This window comes from Streptomyces sp. HSW2009 (assembly GCF_040240285.1).
Classification (GTDB): Bacteria; Actinomycetota; Actinomycetes; order Streptomycetales; family Streptomycetaceae; genus Streptomyces.
Map to the genome: position 1 here is coordinate 1 of NZ_JBEHZD010000137.1, position 15203 is coordinate 15203.

Consider the following 15203-nt stretch of genomic DNA (forward strand, 5'->3'; position numbering starts at 1 on the left):
GGGGCCCCCCCCCCCCGCCCCGGGGCCCCCCCCCCCCGGGGGGGGGGGGGGGGGGCCCCCCCGCCCCCGCCCCCCCCCGGGGGGCGGGGGCCGAAGCGTGCTCAGACCTTGCGCCAGCCGGGCACCCAGGCGCCGTCCTCGACGGTGTAGTCACCGAAGAGGGCCGGTGCCTCCTTGGCCATCAGGTCGCCGACCTTGCCGAACAGCAGCCGGATCTCCTCCTCGGCGCCGGGCGCGGTGCGGCTCTCGATGACGTGCCGCAGCGTACGGACGTTGGCCGTCCACACCAGCCCGGTGGCCACCCCCTCGGGCGCGAAGCGGCGCATGAACGAGGTCTTGGCCTTCTTCTCGGCGAACGCCACGCCCTCCTCGTCGAGCCCGAAGTGCTCGGCCATCCAGAGCTGGAACTCCTCCATCCGCCCCAGCAACTCGGTGGCCCGCGCCATCAGCTCAGGGTCGTCCTCGGCCCACCGCGGGAACCAGAACGGCAGGTCGTCCAGGCGGACGAAGCGCAGCGACTCCTGGGAGACGGCGGTGCCGGCCCGGTGGCGCACCAACTCGTGCGTGGCCACCCGGCTCACGTGGTGCAGCACGAACGAGAAGCTCACGTGTTCCAGGACCGAGCCGTGCGCGCTGGAGAGGATGTTGCGCAGGTACTTCTCCTGGTCGGTGCGGATGCGGGTGACGTTGGGGTTGAGCCCGGGCTCCCAGGAGCGGTAGCACACCCGGCCCGCGAACTCCGCCAGGTTCTGCGCGTCGTCCCACTCACCCCGGTCGATGCGCTCCAACCAGCTCTCCCCGCCCACGTCGGCGAGGTAGCCGGCGACCTCGTCGTAGTCGAGCTGGGGGCGGGCGATGAGGTGGACCTCGGGTTCGACAGGGCGCAACGTGACCATCCTTGGTAGCTCGGACAAAGCTTGACCGAGTCTGCCATGTCCCGCGCGCACCGCCGCGCGCACCGGGGGCGGTGAGCTGTGGATACACCGACCCGGGCGGGCGGAGCACCGAAGCACGGGCCCAGCGCTCCACGCGCCCGGGCCCGTACCCGCGGCGGGCAGCGGGCGTGCCGTACAGATCCAGTCCAGTGCTCCACGAGTCCAGTCCAGCGCTCCACGCGCCCGGCCCGTACTCCGATGACCCGCACCACGACGTCCCGCGCCCACCCACGGCACCCCGGTGCCCGCTGCGGTCCCCGCGCGAAGGTCAGCGGCGCACGGTGCCCGCGGTGACGGCGATCACCGCGCGGACCTGGGCCGTGATGGTCCGCCGGTTGTGTACGAACGTGGGGTCGGTGACGGTGCCGGTGGCCGGGTTCGTGTTGTCGGCGGCGAATTCCAGGATCGGGGTGTGCAGGTGCCCGCCCGGGGCGTTGAGGCCGACCGCGTCGCGCAGCAGCGTCGCCCGGTAGGCGATCTCGTTGGAGAGGTAGTCACCGCCACCGCCGGCCCGCGCGACCGAGCCGGGCGTGGGCCCGTCGGGCCGCACCACCGGGGTGTCGCCACCGGCCGGGATCTCGGTCACCGACGTGTTGTCGCGCACCGGGAACGGGCCGGTCTTCGCCGCGACGATCTGCTGGTACGGCAGCGAGGTGGTGGTCCACTGCGGCTGCGGCTTCGGGGTCGGCACACCCGGCGGCAGGGGGGCGACCCCGGTGCGCGAGAGGTTGAGGTTGTCGCCGTACCCGCCGCGCCAGGCGCCGTTGGTGCGCTCCAGGTCGAACTGGCCAGGCCGGCCCTGGCTGATGGTGGTGAACGCGTCGACCTGCCGCGGGCCGGCCTTGAAGTGCGGCAGCAGGGCGCGTTCGACGGTGCCGCCCGCGAAGTCGTCCCAACGGACCGGGAAGATCGCCGTCTCGATCCGCGCCGGCCCCGAAGCGGTGCGGATCGTGGTGCCGTCGAGCGCCAGCGCGGCGGCACCCGAAGGGTTGCTGCGCCGCGGGTCGGCGTCGAGCTGGAACGGGTCGAAGCCGGTCACCAGAATCCGCTTGACGCCCTTCCCTCCGGGCAGCCGTATCGAGTCCTGCCCGCGTGAGGTGCGCTCCAACTCGGTGAGCAGCGCGGCCCGCTTCGCGTCCGACAGCGGGAACGCCGGCTGCCACTCGCCCAGGGCCCGCGTCATGCCGAGCCGCGCCCAGTACAGCGGGCGGTCGTCGTCCCGACTGAGGTCCCCGCCGGCCGGGCCACGGCCCTGCGCCCTGGCCACCGCCCGGTCCCACAGCTGCTGCCCGTACCTGGTCACCACCCGCTGCGCCGCCGCCGACGAGCGCGCCCCGGCCAGCGCCCGGGCGAACTGCGGTGCCACCCGGTCGAACCCGCTGCGCCGCAGGATCTCGCGGGGCGCTTCGAGGCCGAGCCGCCGCTCTTCGACGGTGGGCCCGTCGGTCGCGCGGGCGGTGTCCGCGGGCGCGGCGGCCCCCGGGGCGGCGCCGGCCAGCGGCGCGACGGTGACCAGCGCGGCGGCGAGCCAGCCGATGCGGGTGCGGAAGGTTCTCATGGGGGTCCTTCGATAGGGGACGACGGGGCCGCCGGACGGCCGACGGCAGGGGCCCGGCGTCCGACGCACACCGCAGGTCGCCGGCTGCGACCTGTGGTGTGCCCGCCATCGAACCTGACGCGTGCCGCGGACACCAGACCCGGGACGACACATCCGTGCCGGGCCGCGGGGCCAAGTCACCCTCCCGGCCCGCCGCACCCTGCCACCACCGGCCAGTCACCCCTTGCCCCACCGCAATCCGCGACAGCCACCCACGCATCAAGCTCAAAACCCACACCCCCGGAGCCACACCCGCGGGCACCCACCAACCCCCACACCCAACCGGCACGCGCCCGAAGCACCCACCTGAGACACCCACCTGAAACACCCGACTCCGTCACACCCGGTGTCCACCCCGTGCCCACCCACACCCGCGGGCGCACACCTCCGTGCGGTTAACTGCCTGGGCAGGGCCGCCGGGTACCCGCCCGGTGGCGCCACGACGACCGTACGGAGTTGACCGTGTCGACCACACCCGATTCGCCCTCGTCCTGGCTGCGTCGCCCCGCGCCGCGGCCGGCGGCGCCCACCACCGTGGTGTGCCTGCCGCCCGCGGGTGGGAACGCCGGGTTCTTCCAGCCGTGGGCCCGGCTGTTGCCGCCGGAGCTGGAGTTGCTCGCGGTGCAGTACCCGGGGCGGCAGGACCGGCTGTTGGAAGAGCCGTTGGTCGAGATGGCCGCACTTGCCGACGCGGTCACCGCCGAGTTGGTCCGCACGCCGCTGCTCGCCGGCCGGGAGCTGGTGCTGTTCGGGCACAGCCTGGGTGCCTCGGTCGGCTGGGAGGTGACGCGCCGCCTTGAGCGTACGAGCGGCCCGCGGCCCAGGCGGCTGCTGGTGTCGGGTCGGCCGGGGCCGCGGGCGCAACAACCCATCGACGCCTACCGGTTGGGTGAGGAGGAGTTCGTCGATGAGCTGCGGCGGATGGGTGGCACCAGCGATGAACTGCTCGACGACCCAGAGATGCGGGAGCTGCTGTTGCCCGCGGTGCGCGCCGACTACCAGGTGGTGGGCACGTACGCGCCGGACCTCGACGCCCGGGTGAGCTGCCCGGTCGACGCCTTCACCGGCGACGCGGACCCGGACGTCACACCGGAGACGGCCGCCGCCTGGGAACACGCCACCCACGGGCCGTTCACGCTCTCGGTGTTGCCCGGCGACCACTTCTTCCCCTGGTCCCAGACGGAGCGGATGGTGGCGGCGCTGGCCGTGTCGGCCCCGACGGCGCGCACGCCCTGACCCCGTGGCGCGGGCGGCGCCGGCCGCCGGTCGCGGCACGCGGACCGGCCGGTGCCGGGCTGCCTCACCTTGGCCGTACGGTGCCGGCATCGCCCCGCCTTGGCCGTACGGCGCCGGGCCGCCCCGCCTCGCCCGTACGTAGCCGGCGCCCCCGTACAGCATCCGCAGCCCCGCCGGACCTGGCCTGACCCGACCCGTCTCAACCCGCCCGCGCCCTGCGGCGCATCCGCCGTCGTTTGGCCAGGTCAGCGACGCCCCCTATGCGCCCCCAACGCAACGCGCGGCACCCCTGCCACGCTCGACATGGAAATGATTGCCAACTAGCGTGGGGCGGGTGAACGACGCGGTCTCAAGCTGTACCGACGGACGGGTAGTGACGAGCGGCGGGCGCCCGGTGGGCGCGACGGAGGTGGCGCTGAGCGCCGTGCCCGGGCGTGCCACCCGACAGCGCGCCGCCGTGCTGCGCGCCATCGCCGACTGCCCGGACTTCCTCTCCACCCAGGAACTGCACGCGAGATTGGCCGCCGGCGGCGTGTCCGTCGGCCTGACCACCGTCTACCGCAGCGTCCAGGCCCTGGCCAGGGCCGGCCTGCTCGACGTCGTACGGGATGAGGCCGGCGGCCGGCTCTACCGCCACCGCCCCGCAGCCGGACACCGGCACTACCTGATCTGCCGCGACTGCGGCACCAGCCAGTCGGTGGACGCGGAAGCGGTGGAGGAGTGGGCGGACGGCGTGGGGGAGCGCACCGGGTTCACCGCCGTCCACCACACCCTGGAGCTGACCGGGGTGTGCGCGGCCTGTAGCGCCGGCTGACGCGGCGTCGGCCCTGGCGCCGGCTGACGGGGCGTCGGCCGCGACGCCGACGTCCGCACGGCCCACCCTGACGGGCACCCCCGCCCGATGCGCGGCGGGCCGCTGCCGCCCCCGCGCTTCGACGAAGGCCGGGGCGAGTGCGGCGAGTTCCGACAGCACGCAGCACGTCCTGACGGGTCGCGGGAGCTCCGCGCGCACTTCATCCGGCTTCCGCATCCGGAGAAGCGGCCCACTCCCGCCCCCAGGCGCGTAGCGAAGGATCGCGGCCACCGGCCGCTACAGCGCGGCCCCCACTCCTGCCCGCGGGCGCGTCCGGCGGAGTCCCCGGTGGCCGGGCCAGGCGCGCGGTCGGGGCGGCGCGCGCGGCCGGCGGTGCGTGGCCGGGCGGCGCGCTGGTCAGCCGAGTCCGGCCAACACCCGGTCCGGCGTCATCGGCAACTCCCGCAGCCGTACCCCCGTCGCGTGGTACAGCGCGTTGCCGATCGCCGCCGCCGTGCCGCCGCTGCCGATCTCACCGATCCCCTTGCTGCCCATCGGGTTGAGCTGCCGGTCCTCCTCCTCGATCCAGTGCGCTTCGATCGTTGGCACGTCGGCGCAGGACGGCACGTGGTACGCGGCCAGATCGCGCTCCACGAAGTCGCCGTAGACCGGGTCCACGGTGCTGCCTTCGAGCAGCGCCATGCCGATCCCCATCGTCATCCCGCCGACGAACTGTCCGTGTGCCGTACGGGAGTTGAGGATGCGGCCGGCGGCGAAGACGCCGAGCAGTCGGCGCACCCGGGCCTCCCCGGTGTCCATGTCGACCGCCACCTCAGCGAACTGCGCCCCGAACGCGTGCCTGGCGTACGGCGACGGGGCGTCCGCCTCGCCCGCGGTGTCCGCGAACGCCCGGAGCGTGGGCGACGCCGCATCACCGCCCGCCTCCGCGACCAGCGCCCGCAGCCTGCGGCAGGCGTGGTGCACCGCCCAGCCCCACGAAGCGGTCCCGGACGAGCCACCGGCCAGGGCCGCCGCGGGCAGGTCGCTGCACCCGATGTCGATCCGTACGTGGTCCACCGGCACGCCCAGCGCGTCAGCGGCGACTTGGGCGAGCACCGTACGGGCACCGGTGCCGATGTCGGTGGCGTTGATCCGCACCCGGAAGCCGCCGCCGGGTTCGGTGCGCGCCTCTGCCGTGGACGGTGAGACGAGCACCGGATAGGTGGCGGACGCGACGCCGGTGCCGATCCACTGCCGGCCGGCGCGGCGGCTGCGCGGGCGCGGGTCGCGGGCGTCCCAGCCGAAGCGCCGCGCGCCCTCGCGCAGACACTCCACCAGGTGCCGGCTGCTGAACGGCTTGCCGGTGTCCGGCTCGACGGCGGGCTCGTTGCGCACCCGCAACTCGATCGGGTCCATGCCGAGCGCCACCGCGAGCTCGTCCATGGCCGACTCCAGCGCGTACATGCCCGGCGCCTCGCCCGGCGCGCGCATCCACGAGGGGCTCGGCACGTCGAGCGCCGCCACCCGGTGCGTGGTGCGGCTGTGCGGCGCGGTGTACATGGTGCGCCCGGGCGTTGCGGCCTGCTCCACGAACTCCTTGACCGTCGAGGTGTGCGTGATGATCTCGTGGCCCAGCGCGCCGATGTGCCCCGCCCGGTCCGCCCCGATGCGCAGCCGCTGCACCGTCGGGGCACGGTGGCCGACGACCGCGGGGAGCTGCCCGCGCGGCAGCGCCACCTTCACCGGGCGGCCCAGTTGCCGGGCGGCCAGCGCGGCCAGCACCACCGGCGCGCGCGGCGTGCCCTTGGACCCGAAGCCGCCGCCCACGTGCTCGGACACCACCGTGACCTGCTCCGGGCGCAGCCCGAACAGCGCCGCGAGCACCTCCTTGACCTTGGTCGAGCCCTGATTCGAGTCGTAGACCGTCAGCCGTCCGGCCCGCCAGAGCGCGGTGCAGGCGTGTGGCTCCAGCGGGTGGTTGTGCTGCGCGTCCACCGTGTACGTGGCGTCCACACGGACCTCGCTGGCGGCGTAACCGGTGGCGAAGTCACCGTGTTCGCGGCGGGCCGGGTGGCCGCCGTTGGCCCGCTCCGGCTCGTAGAGCCGCGGATGCCCGGGCACCAGGACGACGTCGTGCTCATCGACCGCGTAGTCGATCCGCACCGCCTCGGCCATGGCGCGGGCCACCTCAAGGGAGTCGGCCACGGCCAGTGCCACGTACCAGCCGCGGTGCGGCACCGCGGCGTTCTGGAGCAGGTGCAGGGTCGGGTCGTCGGTGGGGCCGAGGCGTGGCGCGTTCGCATGGCTGAGCACGCGCAGCGCGCCGGGCATCGCGAGCGCGTCGGTGGTGTGCACGGCGGTGACCGCGCCGCGCACGATCGTCGCCGGCACCGGCCAGGCGTACGCGGTCTCGGGCAGCGGGTACTCGGCCGCGTACCTGGCCGCCCCGGTGACCTTGAGCGGCCCCTCCAGACGGCCGAGCGGCGCCCCGGTCTCCGTACCGCTCATGGCTGCCTCCTCAGATGTTCCGCGCCGTTCTGTCCTGCCCCGTCCTGTGGTGGTTGGCCGTCGGTGCCGGCTAGTTCGCCGAGCAGCGCCGCGGCCAGGTTGCGGGCGAGCGGCACCTTGAAGGCGTTGTCGCGCAGCGGGCGGGCCGCGGCCAACTCGGTGTCCGCCGCCCGCCGGAACGCCTCGTCGGTCGCCGGCCCGCCGACCAGCGCCGCCTCGGCGAGGCGGGCCCGCCACGGCTTGTGCGCGAGCCCGCCGAAGGCCAGCCGCACCGTGCGCACCACCCCGTCACGGACATCGAGCACGGCGGCCACCGAGGCCAGCGCGAAGGCGTACGAGGCGCGGTCGCGGGCCTTGCGGTAGGCCGAGCGGCCCGGCGCCGGCGGCGGCAGTTCCACGGAGGTCAGCAACTCGCCGTGGCCGATCACCGTGTCCCGCTCCGGCAGGTCGGCGGGGAGCCGGTGGAAGTCGGTCAGGGCGACGCCGCGTGCGCCGGCGGGGCCGCGCAGCACCACCCGGGCGTCCAGCGCGGCGAGCGCGACGGCCAGGTCGGACGGGTGGGTGGCCACGCAGTGCGCGGAGTGGCCGATGACGGCGAGGTCCCGGTGCGCCCCGGCACGGGCCGGGCAGCCGCTGCCCGGGTGCCGCTTGTTGCACGGCTTGCTGACGTCCTGGAAGTACGGGCAGCGGGTGCGCTGCAACAGGTTGCCGCCGGTGGTGGCCGCGTTGCGCAACTGCCCCGAAGCGCCGGCCAGCAGGGCCTGCGAGAGCGCCGGGTAGCGGGCGCGGACCAGCGGGTGGGCCGCCAGGTCGCTGTTGCGGACGTTCGCCCCGATCCGCAGCCCGCCGTCCGCGGCCTGATCGACATCGGTCAGCGGCAGCCGGCTGACGTCCACGAGCAGCCCGGGGCGCTCCACGCCCAGCTTCATCAGGTCCACCAGGTTGGTGCCGCCGCCCAGGAACCTGGCGGTCGGATCGGCGGCGACGGCGGCGATCGCCGCATCGACGTCGGTGGCGCGCAGGTAGCCGAACGGCTTCACGGCGCCACCTCGTCGACGGCCCGCACGATGTTCGGGTACGCGCCGCAGCGGCACAGGTTCCCGCTCATCCGCTCGCGGATCTCCGCCGGCGTCAGCGGCACCGGCGCACCCGGCTCGGGCGCCCCGTCCTGCGCCCCGGGCAGCGGGGTGACCTGCGATGGCTGGCCATCGGCCGCCTCGGCGAGCACCCCGATGGCCGAACAGATCTGGCCCGGGGTGCAGTAGCCGCACTGGAACCCGTCGTGGTGCAGGAAGGCCCGCTGCACGGGGTGGAGCTGCTCGCCGTCGCTGAGCCCTTCCACCGTCGTGACGTGCGCCCCGTCGGCCGCCACCGCGAGGACGAGACAGGCGTTGGTCCTGCGCCCGTCGAGCAGGACCGTGCACGCACCGCACTGCCCGTGGTCACAGCCCTTCTTGGCACCGGTCAGGCCCAGGTGCTCGCGCAGCGCGTCGAGCAAGGTGGTGCGGTGGTCCAGGGCCAGTCTGTGGGCGGCGCCGTTGACCCACAGGGTGACATCCGACGCGGTGGGAGGGTGTTGGACGGTGGGTGTGGAGAGCGTTGCCATGACGTCACGGCCCTTCGCTGGGTGTGCTGCGGCCCCGTGACCGCGTCCCCGCCTACACCTGCGACAAACCAGAAAATTTCGGCCAGTCACTCGGATGGTGCAGGGGGCGGGTCAGGTGGTGGGTGGGGCGAGGTGGCGGTGGGTGGGGTGGCGGATTTGCGTGGGGTGGTTGTGCGTGGGGTGGCGGCGTCCTCGGCCGAAGGGGCCCCGCAGGGGTGTCTCCCGCAGGGGTGCCACCCGTACGGATGCCTTGGTGCGGGCGTCTCCCCTACGGACGCCCCCCGTACGGAGTACAGACGCTTCCCCGCGCGTCCGGCCGCCGTACGCTTCCGGGCGGGCACCGCGCGGACGCCGGACGGGCGGCACCGCGCGGACGCACGACGGAGTCGCGTGGCAGAGGCACATGGCGGTTCGCGCCCCGCCGTGGCCCGGTCCGCCGGCGCCGCGATGACGGGCCCGCGCCGCATCCGCAGCATCTGGCCGATAGCCGCCCGCCCGGGAGCGCGAACCCCGCGCCGACATACTCCCGTTGGCGCCCCACGGCTAGGGAATTGCCGGCCTCGGGCCCGCCGCGCCCGGCCGGCCGTACTCGCGCCACCGCGGGGCTGTCCGTTCCCGTTACGGGGCCCTGGCCGTACAGGTCAGCTCTTGGCCACGCGAGCCAGCTCTGAGCTGTACGGACCAGTTTTTGGCCGTACGGGCCTGGTCTCGGCGGAACGGCCCGGACCCGGTGGTACCTCCCTGGCCCGGCCACGCGGGCCAGGCCAGGCCAGGACCGCCCGCATCCGGGCCGGCGTCGGGCTGCCCGCCGGGGCGTCGACGGCCCGGCCGCGTACCGGCGCGGCAACGGCCGGCCCCGGCGGGCGGGCGGCAGCGCCACGCCGCCCGGCGGGACCCGCGGGCGCGCGGTCTACAGGCGGTGGCAGGCTCCCGCCCACACCTGCCGGTCCTTGCTGTTGTACTGCCCCGACGGCGCTCCGAGCGGATGTGCCGGGCAGGCCACGGTGGGCCCACCGGAGCGGCCCTTGAGCAGGAACCGCCCGTGGATGGGGCCGTCCGCGGGCACACCACCGGCCGGCGTGCACCCCTTGCCGACGGTCGCACCGGCGGTCGCGGACCAGGTCATCGAGTCACACACATAGGCGGGCGTACGGGCCGGCCGGTCCGCGGCGTGGCCGGCGGACAGGGGCCAGAGGGCGAGGGCGGCCCCGACGAGGGCTGCGGCGGCGAGAGGACGCATGGGACTCCCAGGAAATCGTGCGGGATCACCGCCGGACGGGGGGGGGGCCCGGGGGGGGGGCGCCCCCCCCCGCCCCCCCCGGGGGGGGCCCCCGGGCCCCCCGGGGGCGGGGGGGGGGGGGGGGGGGGGGGGGGGCCCCCGCCCCCGGGGCCCCCCCCCCACCGGGCCCGCCCCCCCCGCGGCCGGGGGGCCCCCCCGGCGCCCCCCCCCCCCGCCCGTTCACCGCTATTTCCGGACAAGTAGCCCGCGGGTCGACGGGCTCGCTGTGGAGGGTGTGGGCCCGCCACGGAGGGGATGGGCCTGCTGCGGGGGACGGGGCCGCTCCCCGCAGGGGCCGTACGACACGGCCGTGTCGTACGCACGGTGCAACACCCACGCGTGAGCTCGGGCCACCGGGCCTGGCCAGCGGGGTGGCGACGGGGGAGCGGCGGGTGTCACGGTTCCCCTACTCCCTCGATCCCTCCCTCACCACCCGGTCACCGCCACCACCTCGCGCGCGATGTCCGTCACCGATCTGCCGTCCGTCGCCACGCGCACCGTCCCCGGCGGCGCGTGCTGCTCAAGGAGTCTGGCCATCCGGTCGCTGCGCCGTACGTGCGCCTCCCACTGCGACCCCGTCTCGCGGACCGCGAGCCGTGCGTGGGCCGTGGCGTCGTCCGAGGTCAGCAGTAGCGACACGATCCGCACATCGGCGCCGAGCACGCGGCGGAACATCGGGCCCTCCAGCACGCTGACCGTGTTCGTGTAGATCAGCCGGCGCTGGCCGAGCGCCGCGTAGTTGGCCCAGACGGCCGTCAGGTTGCGTTCGGTGATGGTCGAGCGGTCCGGGTCGTCGGGCGGGGCCGGGTGGACCTGGTCCATGAGGTCGCCCTCGATCACGCAGTGCGCCGTTCCTGCGGCCTGGAGGAGGGCGGACACCTCCCAGCCCACGGTCGACTTGCCGACGCCCGAGCGCCCCGCGATCAGCAGTACCTCGTATCTGTCCTCAGCATTCACCCGCGGACCCTCGCAGAAGGCACCGCCCACCCGCACCTGACTTTCGCCTCGCCCACCTGCACCTGGCCTTCCCGCCCCCACCCACACCCGGGTCCCGCCCCGCCCGCCCCACCAGGCCGTGCCCGGGGCCCGGACGAAACGGCCGGCGCCCGCGACGGTTTCCCGCCACGCGCCGTCGCCGGACACACGGGCCGTACGGGGGCAAGCCCGTCACATATCCGGGGCGGCACGGGCCGGTGGGGCGAGTGGCGCCGGTGAGCCGCGGCCGGAGCTGTTACCGTGCGGCCCGACTCCCCGCACGACCCGACGGGCCATCAGATGGCCAGGAGAGGACGCGACATGAGCGTGGACCGGCGCGGCTTCCTGTTCGGCGCGGCGACCATCACCACGAGCGGCCTCCTGGGGTACGCGGGCACCCGGCCGGCCGCGGCGCAGGCCGGGCCGCGCACCGCACCGCCGACCCGCCCGCGCCAGGACTGGCTCGCCGACCTCGCCGACGACACCCCCGTGGCGCGGCTGAGCCTGCCCGGCACCCACCACTCCGGTGTCCGTATCGGCGGCGCCCGCATCGCCTGCCAGGGCCGTACGATCGCCGAACAACTCGACGCGGGCATCCGGTACTTGGACGTCCGCTGCCGCTCGTACCACTCGGCCCTCGTCGTGCACCACGGAGCGGTCGCGCAGCAGTTGCTGTTCGGCAGTGTGCTGCTGACGTGCGAGGCGTTCTTGCGCGCCCATCCGTCCGAGACGGTCCTGCTGCGCCTTGGGCAGGAGCACTCGACCGTGCCCGACGCCGAGTTCCGCCGCGTGTTCGACCTCTACCAGGCCGGATTCCGCAGACTCTTGCGCCTCGATGCGACGCTGCCCACGCTCGGCCAGGCCCGCGGCAAGGTCGTCCTGCTCGCCGACCACCCCAAGCTGCCCGGCATCCCGTACGGCGACACCAAGCTGCTCGCCGTCCAGGAGGAGGAGACGGCACCGCTCGCCGCGAAGTACCGCAGCATCGAGCGCCACTTCCACCACGCCGCCGCCCGACCCGGCAAGCTGTACGTGAACCACGTCAGCTCCGCCCACCGCTCCCTCCCCGAATCCAACGCCCGCTACCTCAACCCCCGCGTCCACCACTTCCTCACCGGCCACGGCCGCGGCCTGACCGGGCTCGGCGTGGTGGCTATGGACTTCCCCGACGCGATGCCGGGGCTGATCGATGCGGTGATCCGACACAATCGGCGGTTCGCGGGGGCGGCGGGGGCGTAGCCGGGCTTAGGGCTGTGCGCCACGCCCTCCCGTTCCCGTCCTCTCGGCCTACGGCTCAGGGTTGGCCTTCGCCAGCAGGTCGCCTCTGGAGCAGAGAGGACTTCGGATGGGAGGTGCCCGCAGCGCCCCGGTTTCGACGACTGGCTCAGTGCTGCGGCACCACACCGGCTGCCACTCACGCATCCACTGTGACTTCCACCGCCATGCCGTACGGCTGGGCGTGGATTACCAGAACGCCATCCCGATCGGGCATAGAGGCCCACCGCACCCGGTCCTGCCAGCTCGGCGGCCACCGGGTGCTGCGGTCCCAGCGCACCCCGCCCAACGGGATGTCCTCCAGGTCCATGGTGTGAACGTCCTCCCCCCGGAAGTCGTTGGCCGCGGCCCGCAATCCGTACACCGCGCTGTCCAGACCGCGAGCCACGCCGAGTGCCGCCGTACGGATCGCGGCGATCTGATGAGCGAAGAGCAGGGGCGGCCCACAGAGCACGTCGTGCTGGAGCCCTAGAACTGTCTCTGCCATGGTGCGTATGACCTGTTCCAGGCGGGTCACCAGCCCCCTGTCCGCCGCTTCGGGCGCCTGCTCGGCAAGCCAGGATCGGGTCGATTCCAGGCCGCGGTGCAGCGCTTGCAGCCGGTTCAGGTCCGTGCCCCTGGCATGCGTACGACTGAACTCCAGAGCGAGTGCGCGAGCCCTGCCATGTGGTGCGATCAATTGACGGAACAGGTCCAGCAGCAGAACCCGATTGCGTAGCCGCTCGACGGCCGACCACTCCTGAAGAAGGGCGCGGACATCGGTAACCGGTTCCAGGTGGTGAGGCGCTTCCTCGGCCTTTCCCACTGGCTCCCCAGGGGGTACGGCCCTGCTCGGCCCACCCTCGATCGGCGGCCCGTCGCTTGACGGCGACGCATGGTCCTGTCGATGTTCCCGTGCAGCAGTCAGCACCGCGTCCCACGCCGCGTCGTCCATTTGGCCGCGCGCCTGACGGGCCAGTCGGTTGGTCACGGCGTTGCCGAGCGCCGTGTGTGCATCGGAGAGCAGCACGTCCAATGCGGCCTCGTGCGCATTGTGATGGGCGCAGCGGGCCAGTCGGTTGGTCACGGCGTTGCCGAGCGCCGCGTGTGCATCGGAGAGCAGCGCATCGACAAGTGCATCGGACGCGTCAGGCCGGCGTCCTGCACTGTTGGGTACGAAGGCCGTCGACCGGTCGTCCTCGTTCATTCCCCTGCCCCCTGGCTTCCTTGCACGTGGTTGAGGGCCGTCCTGAGGGCTTCGCGTGCGCGCTTCAAGTTCTGGTAAACGGCCGCCGGGGTCATTCCTGTCTCGGCGGCTATCTCGGCAGTGCTGAAGCCGTCCAGATGCCAGGCCATCGCCGCCCGCTGTCGAGGTGGCAAAGCCGTCAGCAGGGCAATGACCCGACGTTGCTCGTCGCTCAGTTCGATGGCCTCCAACGGGGTGTACCAGTCCGCGACTCGCGTTGGCTGTGCCGCCTGCCCTGGATCCGCATCGGGCTGCTCTCGCACCGGCCGTTTTAACCAGGCGCGGCGCGCCACAGTACGCAGCCAGGCACGTGGGTGCCGAGGTGCCTCACGCTGTTGCCACAGGTGGGTGAACGCTTCCTGTACCGAGTCCTGAGCCTCTGGCCAGGATGCTCCCTGGAGCAACAGGAACCGGGTCAGCGACGCGTGCTCGTTCTCGTGAATGCGGGTGAGTGACTCATGGGTGAGCTGGGGCTCGACCACATGTGGAGTTGACACACTCACATCGGTGCCTGCCCTATCGTCCATGGCGCGTGCTCCCCGCTGCCCGGGCCCACTCGTGAGCATCGGTGACCGTCAGCCGGTAGCCGCCAGGCTCAGTTTCCTCCAAGGACGTCCCAGGGCTGAGTAGTCGTACTCGGTCGCTGCGCGCCGCCTGGTTGATCCTGGCCAGTTCCACGTCCCGTCGCAACGTGGTCCGCAGGCTCAGGACGCACAGGACGCTTCGCATGAGCAAGCCTCCCACCACCGAGGCCCACGTGATCGCCAGCACCGAATCCACATCGGGCTCCCTCCTAGGCAAGTGCCGGATGCCGCTGCGGCATCGCGGTCCCCTCTAAGTGGTTCCGGCAGCACAGTTTTTGACATTGCGCAGGCCAACGGGGTGCGCCCAGAGCCTGGCCGTGTCAGACGGCTGCCTCATGTGCTGTGAGGCAAGTACTTTCTTGCACCAGCCTCATGGCCGACACCCTGCGTAACCGGCCTTCCCAGAGGCTCCGATGTGGCCGATCTGGCATGGCTGAATGTGGGCACTTTCAGGCGGTTCGTGATCAAGGCGAGTGCGAAGCAGGTCAATGTGAGTGTTGTCCGGAGTGTGTCGGCGGGGGCGCGCTAGCTTGCGGCGCATGGATGAAGGCGCTTCTCCCCCCACCGCGTCTCCGGCGGCCTCCGGTCAGCACACCTGGCTACCCCGTCGACCGTGGCCGCCGTGGCTCCAGATGTATCCCACCGTGCCGGGGCGCGAGCCCCCGGCCGACCTGCCGGAACGGCTGAGCGCCGGGCTGCTCGACCTCCTCTTCGTCGCGGTGCTCGTGCCGGTGCCGATCGTGCTGGACGACTGGGCCGGTGACGCGCTGGGGTGGCCCACCGGGCTCGTGGCGACGACGGGGCTGCTCGCGTTGGTGTTCGGCTATTCGCCGGTCAGTACGGCCCGGTGGGGTGGCACGCCGGGGAAGCGGATTCGTGGGCTGCGGGTCGCGCACGCCGGGGACGGGGCGGCCGTCTCGTACCGGGTCGCCCTCGGCCGGCACCTCACCCACCTGGTGCTGCCCGTCGTGAGCGACCTGTGGTTCCTGCGGGACGAACCGCTCCAACAGTGCCTGCACGACAAGGCCGCCGGCACCGTGGTCGTCTGCGTCGAACCCGAGGGCGCGCTCGCGCCCGGCGGCCCCTGAGCCCGGACTGACTCCCGCCCCCGAGCCCGTGCGCAACGCAGCACGACATCGAGCCCCCCGGGCGGGGGGGGGGGGGGCGGGGGGGGGCGGGGGCACCGGGGG

The 15203-nt window shown here is 73.8% G+C and carries 14 protein-coding genes; 4 read left to right on the forward strand and 10 right to left on the reverse strand.

From position 1 onward, the window contains the following. Positions 1 to 101: 101 nt before the first annotated feature. Positions 102 to 887 carry an FAD-dependent thymidylate synthase gene (gene thyX / locus AAHZ94_RS13155; protein WP_349993030.1) on the reverse strand — a complete coding sequence of 262 codons (786 nt, stop codon included), beginning with the start codon at positions 885 to 887 and terminating at the stop codon, positions 102 to 104. A gap of 316 nt (positions 888 to 1203) precedes the next feature. After that, positions 1204 to 2493: a pyroglutamyl-peptidase I gene (locus tag AAHZ94_RS13160; RefSeq protein ID WP_349993031.1), complete on the reverse strand. Its 1290-nt coding sequence runs from the start codon at positions 2491 to 2493 to the stop codon at positions 1204 to 1206. 501 nt (positions 2494 to 2994) lie between these two features. Here AAHZ94_RS13160 and AAHZ94_RS13165 point away from each other — a divergent pair. Further along, entirely contained in the window at positions 2995 to 3768 is a 774-nt protein-coding gene (locus AAHZ94_RS13165; protein ID WP_349993032.1) for a thioesterase II family protein, read from the forward strand. 334 nt (positions 3769 to 4102) lie between these two features. Beyond that, positions 4103 to 4582 carry a Fur family transcriptional regulator gene (locus tag AAHZ94_RS13170; RefSeq protein WP_349993033.1) on the forward strand — a complete coding sequence of 160 codons (480 nt, stop codon included), beginning with the start codon at positions 4103 to 4105 and terminating at the stop codon, positions 4580 to 4582. A gap of 396 nt (positions 4583 to 4978) precedes the next feature. Here the strand turns inward: AAHZ94_RS13170 and AAHZ94_RS13175 are convergent, their stop codons facing one another. The 5 genes from AAHZ94_RS13175 to AAHZ94_RS13195 form a co-directional block, all read right to left on the reverse strand. Beyond that, entirely contained in the window at positions 4979 to 7069 is a 2091-nt protein-coding gene (locus tag AAHZ94_RS13175) for a xanthine dehydrogenase family protein molybdopterin-binding subunit (protein ID WP_349993034.1), read from the reverse strand. Further along, positions 7066 to 8109 (reverse strand): FAD binding domain-containing protein, encoded by a 1044-nt coding sequence (locus tag AAHZ94_RS13180; protein ID WP_349993035.1) that lies wholly within the window; start codon positions 8107 to 8109, stop codon positions 7066 to 7068. Before AAHZ94_RS13180 ends, AAHZ94_RS13175 begins: the two co-directional genes overlap by 4 nt. Next, positions 8106 to 8675, reverse strand: a complete 570-nt coding sequence (locus tag AAHZ94_RS13185; RefSeq protein ID WP_349993036.1) for a 2Fe-2S iron-sulfur cluster-binding protein — start codon at positions 8673 to 8675, stop codon at positions 8106 to 8108. The genes AAHZ94_RS13180 and AAHZ94_RS13185 overlap by 4 nt, the downstream gene beginning before the upstream one ends. 910 nt (positions 8676 to 9585) lie before the next feature. Further along, positions 9586 to 9915, reverse strand: a complete 330-nt coding sequence (locus tag AAHZ94_RS13190) for a hypothetical protein (protein WP_349993037.1) — start codon at positions 9913 to 9915, stop codon at positions 9586 to 9588. A gap of 465 nt (positions 9916 to 10380) precedes the next feature. Further along, the gene (locus AAHZ94_RS13195) at positions 10381 to 10911 is read right to left on the reverse strand and encodes a hypothetical protein (protein ID WP_349993038.1); all 531 of its coding nucleotides are present in this window, start codon (positions 10909 to 10911) and stop codon (positions 10381 to 10383) included. Positions 10912 to 11250: 339 nt separating this feature from the next. On the opposite strand from AAHZ94_RS13195, the gene AAHZ94_RS13200 reads away from it, so the two are divergent. Next, positions 11251 to 12168 (forward strand): phosphatidylinositol-specific phospholipase C, encoded by a 918-nt coding sequence (locus AAHZ94_RS13200; protein ID WP_349993039.1) that lies wholly within the window; start codon positions 11251 to 11253, stop codon positions 12166 to 12168. Positions 12169 to 12343: 175 nt separating this feature from the next. Here the strand turns inward: AAHZ94_RS13200 and AAHZ94_RS13205 are convergent, their stop codons facing one another. The 3 genes from AAHZ94_RS13205 to AAHZ94_RS13215 are packed head-to-tail and all read right to left on the reverse strand — an operon-like array spanning position 12344 to position 14158. Continuing rightward, a complete protein-coding gene (locus AAHZ94_RS13205; RefSeq protein ID WP_349993040.1) occupies positions 12344 to 13390 on the reverse strand; it encodes a hypothetical protein in 1047 nt (348 codons plus the stop codon). Next, entirely contained in the window at positions 13387 to 13911 is a 525-nt protein-coding gene (locus tag AAHZ94_RS13210; protein WP_349993041.1) for an RNA polymerase sigma factor, read from the reverse strand. The genes AAHZ94_RS13205 and AAHZ94_RS13210 overlap by 4 nt, the downstream gene beginning before the upstream one ends. A gap of 34 nt (positions 13912 to 13945) precedes the next feature. Then, on the reverse strand, positions 13946 to 14158 hold the full coding sequence (locus AAHZ94_RS13215; RefSeq protein ID WP_349993042.1) for a hypothetical protein: 213 nt from the start codon (positions 14156 to 14158) through the stop codon (positions 13946 to 13948). A gap of 394 nt (positions 14159 to 14552) precedes the next feature. Between AAHZ94_RS13215 and AAHZ94_RS13220 the strand changes: the two genes are divergently transcribed. Further along, positions 14553 to 15101 (forward strand): RDD family protein, encoded by a 549-nt coding sequence (locus tag AAHZ94_RS13220; RefSeq protein ID WP_349993043.1) that lies wholly within the window; start codon positions 14553 to 14555, stop codon positions 15099 to 15101. Positions 15102 to 15203 lie beyond the last annotated feature (102 nt).